Origin of the sequence: Xylanimonas oleitrophica, assembly GCF_003244315.1 — a bacterium.
GTDB classification, from domain to species: domain Bacteria; phylum Actinomycetota; class Actinomycetes; order Actinomycetales; family Cellulomonadaceae; genus Xylanimonas_A; species Xylanimonas_A oleitrophica.
The window spans coordinates 127,168-148,808 of the sequence record NZ_QKWH01000005.1 but is presented as its reverse complement, the minus strand read 5'-3'; the positions used below and the strand labels follow the sequence as shown (position 1 = coordinate 148,808).

The window sequence follows — 21,641 nt, the reverse complement described above, 5'->3', positions numbered from 1 at the left end:
CGTGGACGCATGGGCGAGCCTGAGGACGACCCGGTCCGCCGCGCGGCGCAGTACCGCGTCGACCGCGAGGCCGACCGTGAGCGCAGCGAACAGGGGCTGCCTGCCCCGGCGCCGCGCGAGGACGACGACGAGGAACCGCCCCGCCCGCGGTACACGCCCGTGCCGGGGGACCGGCAGCGCTTCATCGACACGGTGATCGACCAGGCGGTGCGGCGGGGCGAGTTCGACGACCTGCCGCTGGCCGGCAAGCCCATCCCGGGCATCAGTGGGACGCACGACCCGGACTGGTGGCTCAAGAGCCTGGTGGAGCGAGAGCAGATCACAGGCGTGCTCCCCTCGGCCCAGCTCCGGGCGGAGAGCCGGGCCATGCACGCGACCCTGGACCGGGAGCCCACGGAGGCGCGGGTGCGGGAGATCCTCGAGGAGTTCAACGCCCGCATGGTGGACGCACGCCGCCAGCTCCGGGGCGGCCCGCCCGTGGTGACGCCGACGCGGGACGTCGAGGCCGAGGTCGCCGCGTGGCGCGAGCGCCGGGCTGCGGCCGGCCTGCCCGTGCCGGGCGGTGCCCCCGGGGCCGGCGCGGCGTCGCGGTCCGACGGCGGCGCTGCCGCACCCGAGGCCCGGTCGCGCCGTCGGTGGTGGCGGCGGGCGTGAGACGACGAGCATGAGGCGACGGGCGCCGGGGCACGTCGCGGGACACGCCCGGCCCGAGACACGCGCCTACGCTGGGCGGCCCTACGGTGGTCCGTGTGACCGCCACCGCCGCTGACGTCGTCGACGCCGTCCGTGCCGCGATCCCCGCGCCCGTCCGCGAGCGCACCGTGGACACGTTCCTCGACGGTGACCCGGCCACGCCCGTCACCGGGGTCGCCGTCACCATGACGGCCACGAGCGACGTCCTGCGCCGGGCTGCCGGCGCAGGCACGAACCTGGTGATCACCCACGAGCCGCTCTACTACGACCACGCCGACGCCGCGCGGACCGACCTCGAGGCCGAGGCCGACCCCGTGTACCTCGGCAAGCGGGCGCTGGTCGCCGAGCGGGGCCTCGTCGTCTGGCACCTGCACGACCAGTGGCACGACGTGTGCCCCGACGCCGTGGACGCCGCGACGGCGGCGGCGCTGGGCTGGGTGCTCGACCCGGGCCCGGCGGCCGAGGGCCTGTCCCTGGCCACGGTGCCGCCCACCACGCTCGGGGACCTGGCCCGCCACGTGGCGGCCACGCTGGGGGCGACGGCACTGCGGTACGTGGGCGACCCGCAGGCCGTGGTGGAGCGCGTGGGCCTCGACCTGGGGTTCCGCGGTGCGGCCCGCAACCGTGCGCTCCTGCGGCGCGACGACGTCGACGTCGTGGTGGCCGGGGAGGTGCACGAGTGGGAGACGGGCGGGTACGCCGTCGACGCCGTGGCAGCGGGGGTGAGCAAGGGCCTCGTCGTGGTGGGTCACGTGCCCAGCGAGCAGGCCGGCATGGCGGCGGTGGCGGACTGGCTGCCAGGGGTGCTCACCGCCGCCGGCATCCACGTCCCGGTGCGGTTCGTGCCGACGCCGGACACCTTCCGCACCCTCTAGCAGCCTCCTGGCACCACCGGGTCGCGCCCGCCACCTGACCTGCGAGTGACCGCTGCGTTTCCTAGCGTCGTCCGGAGCACGGCGCGAGGCGCCGAGGACGCACGGGCAGACGAGGGGGCCGGGTGAGCGTACGCAGCTCCTGGTACGGGAACGCGGTGATCTACCAGGCGGACCCGCGCCTGTACTTCGACTCGGACGGCGACGGCTGGGGCGACCTGCGCGGCATGACGGAGCGGCTGGACTACCTGCGAGGGCTGGGGGCCACGGCGCTGTGGCTGCTGCCCTTCTACACCTCGCCGTTCCGCGACGGTGGCTACGACGTCGCCGACCACCTCGCGGTGGACCCGCGGCTGGGGGACCTCGCCGACATGGCGCGGCTGCTCGAGGCCGCGGACGAGCTGGGCATCCACGTGCTGGTCGAGCTGGTGTGCCAGCACACCTCGGACCAGCACCGCTGGTTCCAGGAGGCGCGGCACGACCGCAAGAGCCCGTACCGCGACTACTACGTGTGGGCGGACGAGCCCACCGCGACGAGCGTGGAGCCGAGGTTCCCCGACGTCGAGGACGGCGTGTGGACGTGGGACGAGGAGGCGCAGCAGTTCTACCGGCACACGTTCTACTCGTTCGAGCCGGACCTCGCGCTGGACAACCCGCGGGTGCGCGACGAGCTGGAGCGCATCATGACGTTCTGGCTGCGCATGGGCGTCTCCGGGTTCCGGGTGGACGCGGTGCCGTTCATGGTGGAGCGGGCTGCGCAGGCGCCGGACCGCCCGGAGCACGGCGAGGACGGCCAGTGGCTGGTGCGCGAGATGCGCGACGTCGTCAGCTCCCAGAGCAGCGGTGCCGTGCTGCTGGGCGAGGTGGACGTGGAGCCCCAGGCGTACGCCGACTACTTCGGCACCCGGGACACGGGCGAGGGCGACGGCATGACGATGCTGCTCGACTTCTGGCTCAACAACCACCTCTTCCTGGCGCTGGCCCGGGGTGACGCCAGCCCTCTGGTGCGGGCGCTGGAGCAGCAGCCTCGACCGCCCCGGCACGCGCAGTACGCGCAGTGGCTGCGCAACAACGACGAGCTGGACCTGGAGCAGCTGACGGAGGCGGAGCGCCACGAGGTGCTGCGGGCGTTCGCACCCACCCGCCGGATGCGCCTGTACGGGCGCGGCATCCGGCGGCGGCTGGCGCCGATGCTGGACGGGGACGTGCGCCGCGTCGCGCTGGCCCACGCCGTCCTGTTCTCGCTGCCGGGCCCGCCGGTGCTGCGCTACGGCGACGAGATCGGCATGGGCGACGACCTGTCCCTGCCGGAGCGCGAGGCGGTGCGCACGCCGATGCAGTGGACGGACGGCCCGAACGGGGGGTTCTCCCAGGCGGACCCGGGGTCGTTGGCGGCGCCCGTGGTCTCGGAGGGCCCGTACTCGTACGAGAACGTCAACGTGTACGACCAGACGGTGCGGGGCGACTCGCTGCTGAGCCGTGTGGGCGACATGATCCGGGCCCGTCTGGGCCTGCGGGAGACCGGCCTGGCGGAGCCCGAGCCGGTGCGCGTGACGGGGCCCGGTGACGAGGAGGTCACCACGGTGCTCGCGCTGCGCTACGTGCACGAGTCGTCGTCGGTGATCATGCTCGCCAACCTCGCGGACGAGGACGTCGAGGTGACGCTGCACCTGGGCCCGGCGCCGGCCGGCGCCGGGCATGTCGGGGACGACGGGCGTCCCGAGGCCGACGACGGCGCGCTGGTCGACGTCCTGGCCGACCACCCGTACGCGCGGGCCACCGTGGCGAGCGGGCCGGACGGCGAGCGCTGCCCTCGCGTGCAGCTGAGCGGGTACGGCTACCGCTGGCTGCGCCCCCGCGACCACGCCTGGCACGACGTGCCCCGCTGACCGGCGTCGGACACCGGCCCCGGCAGCGACCACCCGATCCCCGCACCACACCCCCGACCCTGGAGGGACGCATGACGATCATCGGCTTCCACGCCTCCCACGAGCAGATGCACCCGAGCGACCTGCTGCGCGCGGTGCAGCGCGCGGAGGAGGCGGGGTTCGACGCCGCGATGTGCTCCGACCACCTGGCTCCGTGGAGCCGGGCGCAGGGGCACTCGGGATTCACGTGGTCGTGGCTGGGGGCGGCGCTGGCGACGACGTCGCGCCTGACCTTCGGCACGGTCACCGCGCCGGGGCAGCGGTACCACCCGGTGGTGCTGGCGCACGCCCTGGGCACCCTGGCGGCGATGTACCCGGGGCGCGTGTGGGCGGCACCGGGCTCGGGGGAGAACCTCAACGAGCACGTGACGGGTGACCCGTGGCCGCCCAAGGCGGACCGGGACGAGCGGCTGCGCGAGAGCGTGCGGGTGATGCGGGCGCTGCTGGCGGGCGAGGAGGTGACGCACGAGGGGCACGTCACCGCGCACGAGGCCCGCCTGTGGACGCTGCCCGAGGTGCCGCCGATGCTGGTGGGCCCGGCGATCACGATCGAGACGGCGGTGTCGCACGCCGCGTGGGCAGACGGTCTGATCACCACCAACCAGCCGCTGGAGACGCTGCGGGAGATGTTCGGCGCGTACCGCGAGGCTGGTGGCCGTGGGGACCTGTCGGTGCAGGTGCACCTGTCGTGGGACCAGGACCTGGGGGTGGCGGAGCGCACGGCGGTGGAGCAGTGGAGCGCGAACGCCGTCTCGCCGCAGCAGCTCGCCGACCTGCCGACGCCGCAGGCGTTCGAGGAGGCGTCGGCCGGGATCGGTGTCGAGGAGGTGCGCGAGGTGGTGCACGTGACCGACTCGCTGGAGGGGCTGACCGACTACCTGCTGTCCCTCCTGGACGTCGGCGCGGACCGCGTGTACCTGCACCACGTCTCGGCCGACCTGGACGTGCAGGAGCGGTTCGTCGCGGCGTGCGCGGAGCACGTGCTGCCAGCGGTGCGCGGCGTCACGAGCACGGCCGGGCCGGCGGGCTCCGCCGGCGCCCTGGGCGGGACGGCGGGTGCTGCGGGCGCCGTGGGCGGCTCGGGCCTAGCGTCGGGGGCGTGACCGACACGACCGGCCTGGAGGAGGAGCACGGCACCGCCCCGGGGTGGGAGCCCGACGTGCTGCCCGGGTTCGAGCGCCTGACCCTGCCGCTGGAGCCGGACGACGAGGGGGAGGTGGTGGCGACGCTGGTGCGCCGCCGCCACGAGGACTCGGCGGCCGAGGGACGCTCCGGCGCACAACCCTCGGGTGCTCGGGGCGCTCCCGGGGTCGCGCCGGCGGAGGCCCGGGCGGGGTCGGCCGCGCCGGACGCCGGCGTGGACCTGCTGTACGTGCACGGCTGGGTGGACTACTTCTTCCAGGCGCACCTGGCGGACTTCTGGGAGGGCCTGGGCGTCCGGTTCCACGCCCTGGACCTGCGCAAGTACGGGCGGAGCCTGCGCCCGCACCAGACGCCGGGGTTCGTGACGGGCCTCGACACGTACGACGAGGAGATCGCGGCGGCGCTGCGCGTCATGGGGCACGGCCCGGTGCGCGCCACCCGGCGGCGGCTCGTGGTCATGGGGCACTCGACGGGCGGCCTGACGCTGTCCCTGTGGGCGCACCGGCACCCGGGGCGGGCGGACGCGCTGGTGCTCAACAGCCCCTGGCTGGAGTTCCAGACCCGCCAGCTGGGGCGCCGCGTGCTGGAGCCGGGCATCCGCGCGCAGGCCACCGTCGCACCGCGCAGCACCCTCATCAACCTGGACCAGGGCTTCTACGTGCGGTCCATCTCCTCGCGGTACGACGGCGAGTGGGAGTTCGACGCCGCGTGGCGGCCCGACGCGGGATGGAGGGCCACACCGGCGTGGCTGGCCGCCGTGTTCAGCGGGCACGACCAGGTGGCCCACGGCCTGTCCATCGACGTCCCGATCCTGGTGCTGCTCTCGGCCCGCTCGACCCCGCCGGTGCGGTGGCAGCCGGAGATGATGCGGACGGACTCGGTGCTCAACGTGCGCGGTGTGGCCCGCCGGGTGCCGAACCTGGGCTCGGTGATCACGCTGGTGCGCCTGGACGGGGCGCTGCACGACGTCACGCTCTCCGCGCCCGAGGTACGCGAGCGGGTGTGGCAGGAGACGGAGCGCTGGTTCCGCGCGTACGTGGCGCCGTCGGCCCCGGAGCCGGACGACGACGCGCCCGCTGCCGCCGGGCTGGGCGGCCGGCTGCGGACCCGGCTGCGGGCGTGGTGGCCGTCGTCGCGGGAGGGCCGGCGGCCGCGGGGCCGGGGCTGAGCCCGGCCCCGCGCCGACCAGCCCGTCGCTACGCCAGCGCCCGCACCATCTCCAGCTCGGCGCCGACCTTGCCGGTGAAGCTCTCGCCCGACGGCGCGAACCCGGCCTTGCGGTAGGCGCCCTGCGCGCGGGCGTTGTCCGCGTGGACGTACAGCCGCACCCGCTCGACGCCCTGCTCGGCGCCCCAGGTGACGACCGCGTCGGCGAGCCGCTGCATCAGGCCGCGGCCCCGGTGGTCGGGGTGCAACCACACGCCCACCATGTGCACCTGGCGCTGCTCGACGGCGTTGCCCTCCCAGTCCTGGGTGCCGGCCTCCTCGAGCAGGCCGGTGGCGCTGCCCACCCAGCGGCCGTCCTCGTCCGCCGCGACGTACTGGGCCGCGGTGCCGCCGTCGGCGCTGCCGCTGGCGCGGCCACGCCAGTAGTCGTCGGGGTGCCCGACGCCGTCCTCGTAGCTCTCCAGGAACGCGAGGTGGGCGTCGGGGTCCGCGAGCGCCTGGAGACGGAGCGCCTTGACGGCCTGCCACTCGTCGGCGCGCACGCGCCGGACCGTGTACGTCATGTGGCAGATCCTCTCCCGTCAGGCGGGTGCTGAGGAACGCTTTTCCAGCTCGTGGCGCACGTGCTCGACGACGCCGGGCACGGCGGCCTCGATCTCGGCCAGGCAGGCCTCGAAGTCCTCCATGCCGCCGTACCAGGGGTCGTCGACGTCGAGCAGGTGCTCGCTGTGACCGTCGCCGACGCGCGGGGCGTCGGGGTCGAAGGAGCGGAACATGCGGATCTCGGGGCCGGCCGTCCCGTCGGGGGCGGCGGCGAGCCGCCGCAGCGCCCGGGCGTGGTGGGCGGTCATGGGCAGCAGCAGGTCGCGCGAGGCCACCTCGTCGGCCGTCACCTGGTGGGCCCGGTGGCCGTCGCCCACGGGATAGCCGTGCGCGGCGAGCACGCGTCGTGCGCGGCGGTCCACGGGGTTGCCGCGCTCCTCGTCGCTCACGCCGGAGGAGTCCACCACGACGTCGTGCAGCCCCGCGGCGTCCAGGGCCTGGCGCAGCACGATCTCGGCCATGGGGGAGCGGCAGATGTTCCCGGTGCAGACGGTCATCACACGGTAGGTCACCCGTGCATTCTCCCCGCCCGCCCGTGGTCGCGCGGCCGGGCGGCGCTCCCGTGGTCGGCCTAGCGTGTGGGCATGGGCCGTGGTGACGAGATCGTGGCAGTGACGGGGGCGACCGGCCGGCTCGGTGCACGGCTGGCGCTGCGGCTCGCCGCCGAGGGCGCGCGACAGCGGCTCGTGGGGCGTGATCCCGCCCGGATGCCGCGGCTGCCCGACGGCGGCCGGCTGCCGGAGGCGCAGGAAGCCGTGATCGGCTCGTACGCCGACGGCGAGGGGCTGCGGCGGGCGTTCGACGGTGCCACGACCGTGTTCCTGGTCAGCGGGCGGGAGGGGCCCGACCGCGTGGCCCAGCACCGTGCCGTGGTGGACGCGGCCGTGGCGGCCGGCGTCGAGCGCGTCGTCTACACCTCGTTCGCGGGGGCCGCGCCGGACGCCGTGTTCACGTTCGCCCGCGACCACTGGGCCACCGAGGAGCACGTGCGCGCCTCGGGGCTGCGGTGGACGTTCCTGCGCGACAACCTCTACCACCACGCGCTGACCCTGTTCGTGGGGCCTGACGGCGTGATCCGTGGGCCGGCCGGCGAGGGGCGGGTGGCGTCGGTGTCGCACGACGACGTCGCCGACGTCGCCACCGCCGTCCTGCTCGACGAGCGCGCCCGCAGGCACGACGGCCGGGTGTACGAGCTCACCGGCCCCGAGGCGCTCACCCTCGCGGAGGTGGCCGAGGTGCTCACCTCGGTGACCGGACGGCCGGTGCGGTACGAGCCCGAGACGCTCGAAGAGGCGTACGCCTCCCGGTCCGGGTACGACGTCGGGCCGCAGGTGGTCGAAGGGTGGGTCACCTCGTACACCGCGATCGCGGCGGGCGAGCTCGCGCACGTCTCCGACGACGTCGAGCACCTGGTGGGCCGGCCGGCCCGTTCCCTGGCCCGCTGGCTGGACGACTACCCCGACCAGTGGGCGCACCTCGCACGCTGACTATTCCCCGTTCAGCCAGGGGGAAAAGGCGTGGACCGTGCGGCCGGGCGGGCGTAGCGTCGTGCCCACATCAGAAGGGAGGTGATCCGAACAGTGAATTCTCTTCGGACCGATGAGGTGGCCGCGCGCTAGCGCGTCCTGAGCTTCGCGTCACCAGCCCCCGTCACGGGGCGGGTGACGCACGGGACCGGTAGCGAGACCATCGCGACCACCGGAGCCCGCGGGTGCCGCGCCCTCGTCCAGCGCGGCGGGAGATCTCCTCCACCCCGCGGGCTCTCCCATGTGCCGGCACGGGGAGCGAGGCAGATGAGCACCGACGTCTGGTGGGGACTGGCAGCCACCTTCCTGGGCGGGGCGATCCCGTGGCTGGAGGCCGTGGTGGTGATCCCCGCCGGCATCGTGGCCGGCCTGCCCACCGTGCCCGTGATCATGGCCGGCACCACCGGCAACCTCCTGACCGTGGGGCTGGCCGCGTTCGCCGGCGAGCGCATCAAGGAGCGCTGGTCCGCGTGGCGCGCACGCCGCGCCTCCCGCAGCGCCGACGCCGAGGCCGAGGAGCGCCGCGCCCACAGGGCCGCCCGGCGCCAGGCCCGCATCGACCGCGTCATGGCTCGCGGCGGGCTGCCGCTCCTGGCTCTCGTGGGGCCGCTCGGGCTCGGCACCCAGCTCTCGGCCCTGGCCGCAGTCGCCGCCGGCGTGGGCGCCGCCCGCACCTTCGTCTGGATCGGCGCGGCCACCGTGCTGTGGTGCGTGGTGGCGGCGGTCGCCGCCGTGAACGGGCTGGAGCTGCTGGGCCTCGGCGGCTGAGCGTGGCGCCCTGAGCGCGTCGTCAGCGCGGCGCACGTCGTCGGGGCGACGCACGACCACCGACGGAGAACGACGAAGGCCCCGGTCCGTCTGGACCGGGGCCTTCGTGCCACGTGCGCGAGGGGGGAGTTGAACCCCCACGCCCTTTCGGGCACACGGACCTGAACCGTGCGCGTCTGCCTATTCCGCCACTCGCGCGTGCTGGAGAACATTAGCACGCTGGCGCCGGAGCCCCGAATCGGTCACCCAGCGCCAGGTGAGGCGGCCAGCGGGCGCCTCGCCTGGGCCCGTGACGGACCGGTGACAGGCCCCGGAACAGGGCCGGAACCGGCTCGTGACGGGCGATTTCCCCTGACCGTCCCCGAAGCGTTCACACGAACACGGGCGGCGGTGCTGTGCGCCTGCCTACGATCTATGTAGTCTGCCCGCGACGTCGTCCGTGCCTCGCCACCTGCGCCATCGAGAGCTTCCATGGCCCTCGACCGGCCGCCGGGGCGATGCGAGGGGGTCGACGACGGCACGAAGTACGTGCGACGGGCCCGCGAGAGGAGGTGGCATGGGCGTCCTGGACCGCTTCGAAAAAGGCGTCGAGCGCGTGATGAACAACGCGTTCTCCAAGATCGGCCATGGTGAGGTGAAGGCCGTGGAGCTGGCGAGCCGCCTGCGCCGCGAGCTCGACGACCGGGCCGCCGTGATGGGGCGCGACCGCACGGTCGCGCCGAACGACTTCACGGTCGAGCTCTCGCCGCAGGACTTCGCGCAGATCGAGCAGTGGGGAGCCGAGACGCTCGCCGACGAGCTGGCCACGAGCCTCACCGAGTACGCCGCGAGCCAGCACTACGCGTTCGTGGGCCCGGTCAGCGTGTCGTTCGAGGAGCGCGAGGAGCTCACGGGCGGCCGCTTCCAGGTGCGCAGCGCGAGCGTGCGCGGTGCGGTGGCACCCGCGACCCAGAGCGCTCCCAGCACCCGGCACCCGCTCATCGACATCGACGGCCAGCGCTACCTGCTGACCGGCCCGGTCACCGTGATCGGGCGCGACGCCGACGCCGACATCGTGGTCGACGACCCGGGCGTCTCGCGCCGCCACCTGGAGATCCGGGTCACGCCCGACGGTGTCGTCGCCACGGACCTCGGGTCCACCAACGGCCTGTACGTCGAGGGGCACCAGGTGCCGGCCGCGACGCTGCTGGACGGCAACACCCTGACCATCGGCCGCACGCGGATCATGTTCTGGTCCGGTTCGGCCGCCGCCGAGCAAGAGGACTGGTGATCGGGCCGACATGAGCGAGCTGACGTTCACCCTGCTGCGGCTGGGCTACCTGGTGCTGCTCTGGGTGTTCGTGCTCACCGCGATCGGCGTGCTGCGCCGCGACCTGTCCACCCGGACGTCTCGCGAGCCCGCCCGCCGCCGCGGTCGTGAGGGCGCGGGCGTCGCCGCCGCGCCGGCCGCTCCGCCCGCACCGCCCGCGGGTGGTGGCCGCCGTGGTCCGTCGCGCCTGGTGGTGGTGGCCGGCCCCCTGCAGGGCACGTCGCTGCCGCTGACCGGCTCGTCCATCCTCATCGGGCGCTCGCCCGGTTCCACGCTGGTGCTCGACGACGACTACTCCTCGAGCCGTCACGCGCGGATCTTCCCCGACGGGGGCCAGTGGTACCTGGAGGACCTGGGCTCCACGAACGGAACGTTCATCGGGGAGCAGCAGGTGACCGGCGTCGTGCCGCTGCCCCCGGGTGTGGGCGTGCAGATCGGCCGGTCAGTCGTCGAGCTGCAGGGATGACGCGGTGGTGATCTCCCTGCGCTACGCCGCGCGGTCCGACGTCGGGCTCGTGCGCTCCAACAACCAGGACTCGGCCTACGCCGGCCCCAACCTGCTCGTGGTGGCCGACGGCATGGGCGGTCACGCGGGCGGAGACATCGCCTCGCGCATCGCGATCGCCGCGCTGGAGCCGCTCGACACCCCGGACCACGGCCCGCAGGACGCCCTGGCGGATCTCGAGGCGGCCGTGGAGGACGCCCGGCAGGGCCTCGTGCGGGCGAGCGCCGCCGAGCCCGACCTCTCGGGCATGGGCACGACGGTGACGGCGCTGCTGCGCACCGGCAGCACCCTGGTGATGGCGCACATGGGCGACTCGCGCGCCTACCTGCTGCGCGACGGCGCGCTGACGCAGGTCACCGTGGACCACACGTTCGTCCAGCACCTGGTCGACACGGGCCGCATCTCCCCGGACGAGGCCGAGCACCACCCGCAGCGCAACGTGGTCATGCGGGTGCTGAGCGACTTCGACATGGACCTCGCACCGGACATGTCGGTGCGGGAGGCGAAGGTCGGGGACCGGTGGATGCTGTGCTCCGACGGCCTGTCGGGCTTCGTCCCGCCGGAGCTGCTCACGGAGATCCTCACCGAGACGCCGGACCCGGGCGAGGCGGCGGACCTGCTCCTGCTGGCCGCGATGCGTGCCGGCAGCACCGACAACATCACGGTGGTGGTGGCCGACGTCGTCGACGAGGAGGTCGAGGCGCCGGTGGACGAGGCCGAGACCTCGCCCGAGGCCGACGACCCGGGCATCCCCGCGGCGGCGGAGCCTGCCGTCGGCGGCGTGCAGGTGGTGGGGGCCGCGTCCGCGGACGGCCCGCTGCCCGGGCTCGACGCGGGCACCGACCCGGCACCGGCGACGGACGGCCCCGAGCACGCCGACGTCGACCGGTCGCAGGACGACGACGTGGACGACCTCGACGAGGAGGACGACGCCGACGACGCCGACGCGCGCCCCGAGCCGCGCCGGCACCCCGTCGTCGCCACGCTCGCCACCGTCATCGTGCTCGGCGCCCTCGGCTACGGCGCCTGGGAGGCCTACGGCTGGACGCAGGAGCAGTACTACGTGGGTGTCGCCGACGAGCAGGTGGCCGTCTACCGCGGCATCCCCGCCAGCGCCGGACCCTTGACGCTCTCGGAGCCCGTCGAGCTGACGGGCACCCGGGTCGACGAGCTGCCCGCCTACTGGGTGGACCGCCTGGACGGCACCATCCGTGCGTCGTCCCTCGAGGACGCCCGCGCGCGCGCCGAACGGCTCATCGCCGAGGCGCTGCCGCCCGAGGAGCAGGAGGAGGAGCCGACTCCGGCACCCGCCGAACCCACCCCGGAGCCGCCGCCCGCCGAGCCGGAGCCGGCCCCCGAGGCCCAGGAACCGTCCCCCAGCCCGGTCGAGGCGGTCGAGGCTCCCGAGGCCGCACCCGCCACCGAGGAGGGCACCGGATGAGCGCGCTCGAGAACGTCCACGGCGCTCCCGTCGAGGACGAGCGCGGGGCCACGGTCGCGCCCCGGCAGCGCCGGCCTCTGCGCATCGCCGAGCTCTTCCTGCTGTGCGTCGCCCTGACCGCGGGGGTGGGGGCGTTCGCGCTCGTGCACCTGTCGCTCGACGGCGCCCTGCCGGGCAGCTTCTGGGCGCAGTCGCTGTCGCTGGCTGCCCTCGCCCTCGGCGCCCACATCGTCGTGCGGCTGCGCGCCCCGTGGGCCGACCAGACGATCCTGCCCGCCGTGGTGCTGCTCAACGGCCTGGGCCTGGCGATGATCCAGCGCATCCAGCTCTCCGGCACCCCCGGGGCCGAGGGTGCCAACGCGGCCCGCAACATGCAGTGGTCGGCGCTCGGCATCATCCTGGCGTGCCTGGTCATCTGGTTCCTCAAGGACCACCGCCTGCTGCGCCGCTACACCTACACGGCGATGATCGTGGGCCTCGTGCTCGTGGCCCTGCCGCTCGTGCCCGGCATCGGCCAGCGCATCAACGGCGCCCAGATCTGGATCCACGTCGGCGGCCTGTCGCTGCAGCCGGCCGAGTTCGCCAAGATCGCGTTCGCGGTCTTCTTCGCCGGGTACCTCGTGGCCAACCGCGACACCCTGGCGCTGGCGGGCAAGAAGGTGCTGGGGCTCCAGCTCCCGCGCCTGCGCGACCTGGGTCCCATCCTGATCGTGTGGGGCGCCTCGCTGGCCGTCCTCGTGTTCCAGCGCGACCTCGGCACCTCGCTGCTCTTCTTCGGCCTCTTCGTCGCCATGCTCTACCTGGCCACGGAGCGGTTCAGCTGGGTGCTGATCGGCCTGCTCATGTTCGGCGGGGGTGCGTTCGCGGCCGCCCAGGCGTTCCCGCACGTCGGCGCCCGCATCGACGTGTGGCTGCACGCGTTCGACCCTGAGATCTACAACCGCCGCGGTGGTTCCGGCCAGGTCGTCTCCGGCCTGTTCGGCATGGCCAACGGCGGGCTGTTCGGCACCGGGTGGGGCGAGGGCTACCCGTACCTCGTGCCGTTCTCGTTCTCCGACTTCATCTACACGTCGCTGGGCGAGGAGATCGGCCTCACCGGGCTCCTCGCCGTGCTGCTGCTCTACCTGATCGTGGTGGAGCGCGGCCTGCGCACCGCCCTCGGGGTCCGCGACGGGTTCGGCAAGCTGCTGGCCGGCGGTCTGGCATTCGTCGTGGCACTGCAGCTGTTCGTCGTCGTCGGCGGGGTGACGCGCCTGATCCCGCTGACGGGCCTCACGCTGCCGTTCATGGCCCAGGGAGGCTCGTCCCTGCTCGCCAACTGGATCATCGTGGCGCTGCTGCTGCGCATCTCCGACAGCGCGCGGCGCCCGTCGGCGCTGCCCGTGCGCGGCCAGGTGGGCCCGGGCCGCAAGGCCACCGGGACCCGCGAGGAGGACGGGGACGACGCGTACGCCCGCGGCGGGCACGAGCCCGACGTCGAGACAGGTGCCCGCGTGGTCTCACGACCAGGCACCACACCCACCGAGATCGTCAGGCCGCACGGAGACCAGGGAGGTGACCGGTGAACACGACGCTGCGACGCCTCGCCTCGGTGGTCATGGTGATGTTCCTGGCCCTCATGGTGTCCACCTCGTGGGTCCAGTACGTCCAGGCGGACAAGCTCAACAACGACAACCGGAACGTCCGCAAGATCTACCGCGAGTACGGCAACGCCCGCGGCCCGATCGTGGTGGGCGACCAGCCCGTGGCCGCTTCCACCCCGGTGGACAGCCCCTTCGGGTACCAGCGGGTCTACGCCGACGGCGACCCGCAGCGCGCCCAGATGTACGCGCCGGTGACCGGCTTCTACTCGCTGGTCAACGGCACCACGATGATCGAGCGGAGCGAGAACTCGTTCCTCAACGGCCAGGCCGACGCCCTGTGGGTCAGCCGCCTGCAGAACCTGTTGACCGGGCGCAAGACGGAGGGCTCGTCCGTCGAGCTCACCATCGACCCGGCCGTGCAGCAGGCGGCGTGGGACGCCCTGGGCGACCAGCGCGGCGCCGTCGTGGCCGTCGAGCCGTCCACCGGCAAGATCCTCGCGATGGTGTCCAAGCCGTCGTACGACCCGAACGTGCTGGCCGTGCACTCCACGCGCGAGGCGGGCGCCGCCTACCAGGAGCTGCTGAACGCGGACGGCAACCCGATGACGAACCGGGCCATCTCGACGCACTACCCGCCCGGCTCCACGTTCAAGCTGGTCGACGCCGCCGCGGCGCTCGAGTCCGGCACCTACCAGGCCGACAGCTCGATCCCCGCACCGCACCGCTACACGCTGCCGGGCACGCGCACCGAGCTGCGCAACTTCGGTGACGAGGTGTGCTCGCCCACCGACGAGATGTCGCTGGCCGACGCCCTGCGCATCTCCTGCAACACGGCCTTCGCGGACCTGGGCGTGCAGCTCGGTGGTGACGCGATCCGCGAGCAGGCCGAGAAGTTCGGGTTCGGGAGCCGGTTCGAGATCCCCATGTCCTCCGCGGCGAGCAACTACCCCGCCGCGGGCGACGCCTTCACCCCCGACCGCGTGGCCCTGTCTGCGATCGGCCAGGGCGACGTCGCCACGACGCCGCTGCAGGTCGCGATGATCTCCGCCGCGATCGCCAACGGCGGCGAGCTCATGCAGCCGTACCTGGTGCAGACGGTGCGCGACCCGTCGCTCGAGGTGGTCCAGGACGCCTCGCCGCGCAAGGTGCGCGACGCCGTCTCCCCGTCCACCGCCTCCGCGCTGACGGACATGATGGTGGGCGTGGTGCGCAACGGCACCGGCACGGCCGCACAGATCCCCGGCGTGGACGTGGCCGGCAAGTCGGGCACGGCGCAGACCGCCCCCAACACCCCGCCGCACACGTGGTTCACGGCGTTCGCGCCGGCGCAGGACCCGCAGGTCGCGGTCGCCGTGGTGGTCGAGAACGGCGGCACCCTCAGCAACGAGGCCACCGGCGGCCGCGTGGCCGCCCCCATCGCCCGTGCCGTCATCCAGGCGGTGCTCGGCCGATGAGACCCTCTGTCGGGCTCGCCCTCGGCGACCGCTACCGGCTCACCCGCCGCCTCGCCGTGGGCGGCATGGGGGAGGTCTGGGTCGCCGACGACACGTTCCTGGGCCGCGAGGTGGCCGTCAAGGTGCTCCGCGAGGAGTACACCGGCCAGGAGGACTTCCTCCAGCGCCTGCGCACCGAGGCGCGCAACAGCGCCGCCCTGTCGCACCCGAACATCGCGCAGATGTACGACTACGGCGAGCAGGACGGCACCGGCTACCTGGTCATGGAGCTGGTGCTGGGCGAGCCGCTGGCCGACCTGCTCGAGCGCGAGCCCGTGCTGCCGCCCAAGAAGCTGCTGCCGATCCTGGCCGCCACCGCGCGGGGCCTGCACCACGCGCACGAGGCCGGCGTCGTGCACCGCGACGTCAAGCCGGGCAACGTGCTGCTCGAGCGCTCGCGCTCCTCGACTGCTCCCGTGGTCGTCAAGATCACCGACTTCGGGGTGTCCCTCGCGGCGAACCAGGCCCCGATGACGGCCACCGGCATGGTCATGGGCACGGCCCAGTACCTGTCGCCCGAGCAGGCCGTGGGTCAGCCCGCCACCCCGCTCAGCGACGTCTACGCCCTCGGCGTCATGGCCTACGAGGCCACCGCGGGCCGCCGCCCCTTCACGGGGCAGACGCCGGTGGACATCGCCGTCGCGCACGTGAACAACCCCGTGCCCGCGCTGCCCACCACGGTGCACCCGGAGCTGTCGGCGCTGATCATGCGGCTGCTGGAGAAGGACCCCGCGCGCCGGCCCGTCTCCGCGGGCGCCCTGGCGGAGGAGCTGACGGCCCTCGCCCGGGACATCGCGGCCGACCCGCTGGGCGCCCGCTCGCGCACGGCACGGCGTCTGGGCGCGAAGGCCGCCGCCGCGCCGTCCGGCACCGCCGGTCGCCGGGCTGCCGGCGTCGTGGGCGGGGCGCTGGGCGCCGTCGGGGCCGCGGGTCTGTCCAAGGCCAAGGACGCCGGCCGTCACGCCGACCCGACGCGGACGCCGGGCGCCTCGCCCACCGTCGGTGCGGGGGCTGCGGAGCCTGCCGCCGTGGGGGGCTCGCGCCCCGGCGCAGGGGGGCGTGGTCCCGCCGGCGGTGCCGGGCGTGCACCCGTCACGCCGCCGGCCGACGGCGCGCTGTCCTTCGGCGAGACGGCGCGGGCGGCCTCACCTGCCGCCGGCGACGACGCACGCCCGGCCGAGCGCTCGTACCGGCCGCGGCGCGAGCTGCACGGCGACGCTGACGCCCGGCACGGCACCCGTACCGAGGCGGTCGGTCCGACGCCGTCGCGCGCGGACTCCCGGATCGAGGGGTCCCGCAGCGAGGGGCGGGGCGACGGGCGCCGCGAGCCCGAGGCCGAGGCCGAGCCGTGGGCGGCGTCGCGGTCGGCCCGCGGAGACCATCGGAGCGACCACCGCAGCGGGCGCGGCGAGGGTGACGAGACGCGCCACGACGTGCGCCGCCCGGCGTCCCCCCGCGCCACCGCGCAGCACCGGTCGGACGCCCACCGGAACCCCGAGCCGCAGCGCCGTGCCGACGTGCGCCGCCAGGCGCGGGAGACCGGCGAGCGCGAGGTCGTGGTGCCGCGCCGCTCCTCCACGACCACCGGGCTGCGGCTCGGACCGCTCGGCAAGCTGTCGTGGCCGCTCGTCGCGCTGCTCGGCCTGCTCGTGGTGCTGCTGGTCGCCACCCTGGTCCGCACCGCCGCCGACGGGTCCTCGCAGCGTTCCGCCGTGGGCTTCGCCACGACACACGTCTCCGCCGCGGTCGCCGCGCCCTACGGCCCGGCCGACTCTGGGATGATGCTCTCCAACGAGTCGCGAGCCACGGTGCGCGCGACCCCGACTCCGAAGGACGTTTGAGTGGTGGACAACACTCCCCGGGTACTCGCCGGCCGTTACGAGGTCGGTGACCTCATCGGCCGCGGCGGCATGGCCGAGGTGCACATCGGGCACGACACCCGGCTCGGCCGGACGGTCGCGATCAAGGTCCTGCGCTCCGACCTGGCCCGTGACCCGTCCTTCCTGGCGCGCTTCCGCCGTGAGGCGCAGGCGGCGGCCTCCCTCAACCACCCGTCCATCGTGGCCGTGTACGACACGGGCGAGGACATCCACACCGACTCGGCCGGCGGCCAGGTCCACGTGCCCTTCATCGTCATGGAGTACGTCGAGGGCCACACGGTGCGCGACATCCTCCAGGACGGTGCGGCGGTGCCGATCGAGGAGGCCGTCGAGATCACCGTGGGCGTGCTGAGCGCGCTCGAGTACAGCCACCACGCGGGCATCGTGCACCGCGACATCAAGCCGGCCAACGTGATGATCACGCCCACCGGCGCGGTCAAGGTGATGGACTTCGGCATCGCCCGCGCCGTCGCCGACTCCGCGGCCACGATGACGCAGACGCACGCCGTCATCGGCACCGCCCAGTACCTGTCCCCCGAGCAGGCCCGCGGCGAGCAGGTCGACGCCCGCAGCGACCTGTACTCCACCGGCTGCCTGCTGTTCGAGCTGCTGACGGGCCGCCCCCCGTTCGTGGGCGACTCGCCGGTGGCGGTCGCGTACCAGCACGTGGGCCAGGCGCCGCAGCGCCCGAGCGAGATCGCCTCCGACGTCCCGGAGGTGCTCGACCGCATCACGCTCAAGTCCCTGGCCAAGGAGCGCGACTCCCGCTACTCGTCGGCTGCGGAGTTCCGCTCCGACCTCGAGGCCGCGATGCGCGGCGGCGCGATCGGTGCGCCGACCGTGGCCGCCGGGCTGGCCGCGGCCGGCGCCGCCGCCGGGGCCCCCACCATGGCCTACGGTGCACCGGGGTACGGCGACGGCAGCACGCAGGTCATGAACCCCGCCGCCTCGCCGTGGGGGACCACCGGTGCTCCGGTGTCACCGCCGGCGGGGACGCCCGTGGGTGCGCCGGACCCCGAAGACGGCGACCAGCGCCGCAAGAAGGCGCTCATGTGGACGCTCATCACGGTAGCGGTGCTGGCGATCGCCGCCATCGTGATCGCGCTGGTGCTCAACGGCGGCGAGGACGCCCCCACCGAGGGGACGGTGCCCGTGCTGCAGCAGGGTGTGACGCGCGAGCAGGCCGAGCAGGTGATCACGGACGCCGGCTTCGAGTTCCAGGCGCAGATCGACAGCGACTCGAGCGCGCCGGAGGGCACCTTCACCCGGCAGGACCCGGAGGGCGGCGCCACGGCCGCCCTCGGCTCGACGGTCCGCGTGTTCTTCTCCGGCGGCCCGGACACCATCGGTGTGCCGGACGTCGTCGGCCAGTCCGAGCAGGAGGCCCGTCGGACGATCGAGGCGGCCGGCCTGGTGTGGGGCGCCGTCGAGCGCGAACCGAGCCCGACGGTGGCGCGCGACGCCGTGACGCGGACCGACCCGCCGACCGGTCAGGCCGTCCAGGAGGGCGACACGATCAACGTCTTCCTCTCCGACGGCACCGTGGAGCTCCCGGACCTGACGGGCCTGAGCCGTGACGACGCGCTGGCGCGCCTCCAGGAGCTCGGGCTGAACTCCTCGCAGCGGGACCAGCCGAGCGCCGAGCACGCCCCCGGCACCGTCATCGGCCAGCGGCCCGCCCCGGGCAACGTCGAGCGGGGCACCACCGTCGAGATCAGCATCGCCGTCGAGCCTCCGACGGAGACGACCAGCGTGCCGGACGTCCGCGGCATGACGTGGGACGAGGCGCAGGACACGTTCGGCCAGTACGCGCTGAACGCGCGCCGCGCGCAGGCACCGTCCAACCAGGTCGAGGCCGGCCGGGTCATCTCGACCGACCCGGCCGCGGGCACCCAGGTGGACGAGGGCACCACGGTCGTCGTCGTGATCTCCAGCGGCGGTGGAGGCGGTGGAGGCGGCAACGGCGGCGGGAACACCGGAAGCCCGTCCCCGACCCCGACCGGCAGCCCCACCGCCCCGGACGACGGTGACGGTGGCGACGAGGGCTGAGCCGGGCACCACGTCCGCATGACGACGAAGGGCCCCTCCCGGGAGACGGGAGGGGCCCTTCGGTCGTTCCGCGGGCGACGTCGTGCTGACGACGACGTGCTGGGGGACGGGTGCTCAGGCGGTGTGCACGAGCGGTGCCATCCCGGCCGAGCGCTCGACGGCCCCGGCGTCACCGCACACCGCGAGCCAGTTGGCCAGGATGCGGTGGCCGCCCTCGGTCAGCACGGACTCGGGATGGAACTGCACCCCGTGCAGGGGCAGCTCGCGGTGCTGGACGCCCATGACGATGCCCGACGCGGTGGTACCGGTGACGACCAGCTCGTCCGGGACGGAGCCCGGCTCGACGGCGAGCGAGTGGTACCGCGTGGCGGTGAACGGGGAGGCGAGGCCGGAGAGCACCCCGGTCCCGTCGTGCTCCACCAGGCTCGTCTTGCCGTGCATGAGCTCGGGCGCGTGGGAGACGGTGGCGCCGTACACCTCGGCGAGGGCCTGGTGGCCCAGGCACACGCCCAGCATGGGGGTGCGGGAGCGGGCGCACGCGCGGATGACCTCCTCCGACGCTCCGGCGTCGTGCGGCGTGCCAGGGCCGGGGGAGACGAGCACGCCGTCGAAGGGCGTGCCGTCCTCGTCGTGGAAGACGCCGTCGGCGTCAGGCTCGGGCACGGCGTCGTTGCGCACGACGACGGTGCGCGCGCCGAGCTGGTCGAGGTAGCCGACGATCGTGTAGACGAACGAGTCGTAGTTGTCGACGACGAGGATCCGGGGCGCCGTGGCCCCGGCCTCGGGGAGGCTCTGGGCCGAGATCTGCGCGGTCATGCTTTCAGCCTACGGTGTTGTCGTTGATCGGGACGTAGGTGCTCAGCCACGGGAAGAACCACTGGAAGCACGCGGCGACCGCGCCCACCAGGAGCGCGACCATGACCAGCGCACGGAACCAGCCAGGCCCGGGCAGCGCACGCCACAGTGCTCCGTACATCACGCACCACCTCCGGCGCCCACCACGTTGACGCCGGCCTCGGTGAGCTGGGTCGGCACGCCCTCGCTCACGGGCGTCCAGTAGTCGAGCTCGGCGTGCACGATGTACCGCTCCCGCGCCGAGTACATGGGGTGGCAGGCCGTCATCGTCATGTATCGCTTGGTCAGCTCCGGCAGCGGGTCACCGGGCTTGAGCCCGGGCACGGGGGAGATCACCTCGACCTGCTGGGGAAGCACGATCTGGTGCTCGGTGACGCGGTAGACGTACCAGGTGCTCTGGGTACGGACGACGATGGGGTCGCCTGGCTGAAGCTCGTGCACCAGGTGGTACGGCTTTCCGTAGGTGGTGCGGTGCCCGGCGGTGGCGAAGTTGCCGAGCTCGCCCGGCATGGCGGTGCCCGGGTAGTGGCCCACGCCGATCCTGTCGAGGATCTTCTCCTTGTCGACGCCCTCGGCGATGGGCGCGACGTAGTCGGACCCCCACTTCGGCACGTACACCTGGGCGAAGACGTCGCCCACGGGCGGCACCGGCTCCTGCGGCGGGGCCTCCCGGTGCTCGGTGGGCGCCTGGGGAGCCTCCACCGGGGGCGGGGTCCATTCCAGGCTCTCGAGGATCTGGGCCTGCTCGCGCACCGCGACGACGTCGGTCCACCACAGCTGCCAGGCCACGAAAAGGCCCAGCAGGACGCCGGCGGTGATGAGCAGCTCGCCGAGCACGCCGATGACGATGCTGCCCGCGCTCTCGCGCGGAGCCCCCCGCCGTGCACGCCGGGGCGGGGTGTTGCGCCGTGCGGGGGCGGCGCTGCGGCGCAGCGCGGCCGGCGGCGTCGCGTGGCGGGGGACGTACCCGCGCGGTGCGGGCACCGCCATCGCCATCAGCGCACCTCCGTGCCGGCCGGCACCTGGGCGAACCGCAGCTCGGTCGATCCCGTGTAGGCGGGCAGCGCCAGCTCGTCCGAGGCGCGCACGTTCCAGCCGAGGGCCACCCAGTCCACGTAGTCGCGGTACGTCCGCACCCCGGGGGAGGCGTCGAGCGCGGCCCGCATGGCGGCGGGGTCCCCGATCGCCTCGACCACGTACGGCGGGCTGAACACCTTGCCGTGCAGCAGGAGGATGTTGCCGGAGCACCGGAACGCCGACGTCGCCGTGACACGCTCGCCCTGGAGCGTCATGGCCTCGGCGCCACCAGCCCACAGGGCGTTGATGACGTGCTGGAGGTCCTGCTGGTGCACCACCAGGTCGTCGGCACGGACGCCGGGGATGGACAGGCTGGAGGCGGGGGCGTCGTCGAGCTGGACGGTCAGGCCCGGTCCGGACACGGGCACGGACCCCGCGGCCACGGACTCGCGCCGGACGAGGTCGGGATCGGCGGCTGGGATGTCCACGGACGCGGCCTGGCTCAGCCGGGTGACCTGGCTCTGCAGCGTGGTCACCTGGGCCGTGAGGTCGTCGACCCGCCGCGACTCCGCCTGGACCAGCTCGGCCAGGTCGGAGGGGTGGCGGGCGTCGCTGCCGCCGGAGAGCTGGGCGCTGGCGGTGAACATGAGCCCGGCCAGCGCGGCGACGACCCCCACGGTGACGGCAGGGCGCGCGCGGTCCGGGGCGCGACGCCCGAGCAGCCTGAACCGGCGCACGACGCGGGGATCCACGCTCACCTCCTGTCCGGGCAGCGGCCTGCCGACCACTACGCTAGTGGACGAATCGTC

The 21,641-nt window shown here is 74.2% G+C and carries 20 protein-coding genes and 1 tRNA gene; 14 read left to right on the top strand and 7 right to left on the bottom strand.

The window, feature by feature from the left end:
- The first annotated feature begins 9 nt into the window (after positions 1-9).
- From DNL40_RS09380 to DNL40_RS09360, 5 genes are all read left to right on the top strand, one after another.
- The gene (locus tag DNL40_RS09380; protein WP_111250978.1) at positions 10-654 is read left to right on the top strand and encodes a DnaJ family domain-containing protein; all 645 of its coding nucleotides are present in this window, start codon (positions 10-12) and stop codon (positions 652-654) included.
- 95 nt (positions 655-749) lie between these two features.
- Complete coding sequence (locus DNL40_RS09375) at positions 750-1,568, top strand: Nif3-like dinuclear metal center hexameric protein (protein ID WP_111250977.1); 819 nt, start codon at positions 750-752, stop codon at positions 1,566-1,568.
- 122 nt (positions 1,569-1,690) lie between these two features.
- Positions 1,691-3,454: an alpha-amylase family protein gene (locus tag DNL40_RS09370; RefSeq protein ID WP_111250976.1), complete on the top strand. Its 1,764-nt coding sequence runs from the start codon at positions 1,691-1,693 to the stop codon at positions 3,452-3,454.
- A gap of 71 nt (positions 3,455-3,525) precedes the next feature.
- Positions 3,526-4,596 carry a TIGR03885 family FMN-dependent LLM class oxidoreductase gene (locus DNL40_RS09365; protein ID WP_111250975.1) on the top strand — a complete coding sequence of 357 codons (1,071 nt, stop codon included), beginning with the start codon at positions 3,526-3,528 and terminating at the stop codon, positions 4,594-4,596.
- Entirely contained in the window at positions 4,593-5,804 is a 1,212-nt protein-coding gene (locus DNL40_RS09360) for an alpha/beta hydrolase (RefSeq protein WP_111250974.1), read from the top strand. The genes DNL40_RS09365 and DNL40_RS09360 overlap by 4 nt, the downstream gene beginning before the upstream one ends.
- Before the next feature lie 28 nt (positions 5,805-5,832).
- On the opposite strand, the gene DNL40_RS09355 is transcribed toward DNL40_RS09360, so the two are convergent.
- Together DNL40_RS09355 and DNL40_RS09350 are read right to left on the bottom strand one after the other, a co-directional pair.
- Positions 5,833-6,366, bottom strand: a complete 534-nt coding sequence (locus tag DNL40_RS09355) for a GNAT family N-acetyltransferase (protein ID WP_111250973.1) — start codon at positions 6,364-6,366, stop codon at positions 5,833-5,835.
- Positions 6,367-6,384: 18 nt separating this feature from the next.
- Positions 6,385-6,918 (bottom strand): low molecular weight protein-tyrosine-phosphatase, encoded by a 534-nt coding sequence (locus tag DNL40_RS09350; protein ID WP_281268451.1) that lies wholly within the window; start codon positions 6,916-6,918, stop codon positions 6,385-6,387.
- Between the two features lie 72 nt (positions 6,919-6,990).
- Here DNL40_RS09350 and DNL40_RS09345 point away from each other — a divergent pair, with 72 nt between their 5' ends.
- Together DNL40_RS09345 and DNL40_RS09340 are read left to right on the top strand one after the other, a co-directional pair.
- Positions 6,991-7,893, top strand: coding sequence for an SDR family oxidoreductase (locus DNL40_RS09345; RefSeq protein ID WP_111251019.1), 903 nt, complete (start codon positions 6,991-6,993; stop codon positions 7,891-7,893).
- A gap of 306 nt (positions 7,894-8,199) precedes the next feature.
- On the top strand, positions 8,200-8,700 hold the full coding sequence (locus DNL40_RS09340; protein ID WP_111250972.1) for a small multi-drug export protein: 501 nt from the start codon (positions 8,200-8,202) through the stop codon (positions 8,698-8,700).
- Positions 8,701-8,814: 114 nt separating this feature from the next.
- Here DNL40_RS09340 and DNL40_RS09335 read toward each other — a convergent pair.
- Positions 8,815-8,898: transfer RNA gene (locus DNL40_RS09335), tRNA-Leu, on the bottom strand.
- Between the two features lie 358 nt (positions 8,899-9,256).
- On the opposite strand from DNL40_RS09335, the gene DNL40_RS09330 reads away from it, so the two are divergent.
- Genes DNL40_RS09330 through pknB form a run of 7 tightly spaced genes read left to right on the top strand, consistent with a single transcriptional unit; the run spans position 9,257 to position 18,960 of the window.
- A complete protein-coding gene (locus DNL40_RS09330; protein WP_111250971.1) occupies positions 9,257-9,970 on the top strand; it encodes an FHA domain-containing protein in 714 nt (237 codons plus the stop codon).
- 10 nt (positions 9,971-9,980) lie between these two features.
- Positions 9,981-10,475 carry an FHA domain-containing protein FhaB/FipA gene (locus tag DNL40_RS09325; protein WP_111250970.1) on the top strand — a complete coding sequence of 165 codons (495 nt, stop codon included), beginning with the start codon at positions 9,981-9,983 and terminating at the stop codon, positions 10,473-10,475.
- Positions 10,476-10,479: 4 nt separating this feature from the next.
- On the top strand, positions 10,480-11,955 hold the full coding sequence (locus DNL40_RS09320; protein ID WP_111250969.1) for a PP2C family protein-serine/threonine phosphatase: 1,476 nt from the start codon (positions 10,480-10,482) through the stop codon (positions 11,953-11,955).
- Positions 11,952-13,520 carry an FtsW/RodA/SpoVE family cell cycle protein gene (locus DNL40_RS09315; protein WP_111250968.1) on the top strand — a complete coding sequence of 523 codons (1,569 nt, stop codon included), beginning with the start codon at positions 11,952-11,954 and terminating at the stop codon, positions 13,518-13,520. The genes DNL40_RS09320 and DNL40_RS09315 overlap by 4 nt, the downstream gene beginning before the upstream one ends.
- On the top strand, positions 13,517-14,992 hold the full coding sequence (locus DNL40_RS09310) for a peptidoglycan D,D-transpeptidase FtsI family protein (protein WP_111250967.1): 1,476 nt from the start codon (positions 13,517-13,519) through the stop codon (positions 14,990-14,992). Before DNL40_RS09315 ends, DNL40_RS09310 begins: the two co-directional genes overlap by 4 nt.
- The gene (locus tag DNL40_RS09305; protein ID WP_111250966.1) at positions 14,989-16,872 is read left to right on the top strand and encodes a serine/threonine protein kinase; all 1,884 of its coding nucleotides are present in this window, start codon (positions 14,989-14,991) and stop codon (positions 16,870-16,872) included. Before DNL40_RS09310 ends, DNL40_RS09305 begins: the two co-directional genes overlap by 4 nt.
- Positions 16,873-18,960, top strand: a complete 2,088-nt coding sequence (gene pknB / locus DNL40_RS09300; RefSeq protein WP_111250965.1) for a Stk1 family PASTA domain-containing Ser/Thr kinase — start codon at positions 16,873-16,875, stop codon at positions 18,958-18,960.
- 114 nt (positions 18,961-19,074) lie between these two features.
- Here pknB and DNL40_RS09295 read toward each other — a convergent pair whose 3' ends face one another.
- Genes DNL40_RS09295 through DNL40_RS09285 form a run of 4 tightly spaced genes read right to left on the bottom strand, consistent with a single transcriptional unit; the run spans position 19,075 to position 21,584 of the window.
- A complete protein-coding gene (locus DNL40_RS09295) occupies positions 19,075-19,776 on the bottom strand; it encodes an aminodeoxychorismate/anthranilate synthase component II (protein WP_111250964.1) in 702 nt (233 codons plus the stop codon).
- Between the two features lie 4 nt (positions 19,777-19,780).
- Positions 19,781-19,936 (bottom strand): DUF4175 domain-containing protein, encoded by a 156-nt coding sequence (locus DNL40_RS16190; RefSeq protein WP_146252062.1) that lies wholly within the window; start codon positions 19,934-19,936, stop codon positions 19,781-19,783.
- Positions 19,936-20,811 (bottom strand): class E sortase, encoded by an 876-nt coding sequence (locus DNL40_RS09290; protein WP_245885804.1) that lies wholly within the window; start codon positions 20,809-20,811, stop codon positions 19,936-19,938. The genes DNL40_RS16190 and DNL40_RS09290 overlap by 1 nt, the downstream gene beginning before the upstream one ends.
- The gene (locus tag DNL40_RS09285; RefSeq protein WP_245885802.1) at positions 20,811-21,584 is read right to left on the bottom strand and encodes a DUF881 domain-containing protein; all 774 of its coding nucleotides are present in this window, start codon (positions 21,582-21,584) and stop codon (positions 20,811-20,813) included. The genes DNL40_RS09290 and DNL40_RS09285 overlap by 1 nt, the downstream gene beginning before the upstream one ends.
- Between the last annotated feature and the right edge of the window lie 57 nt (positions 21,585-21,641).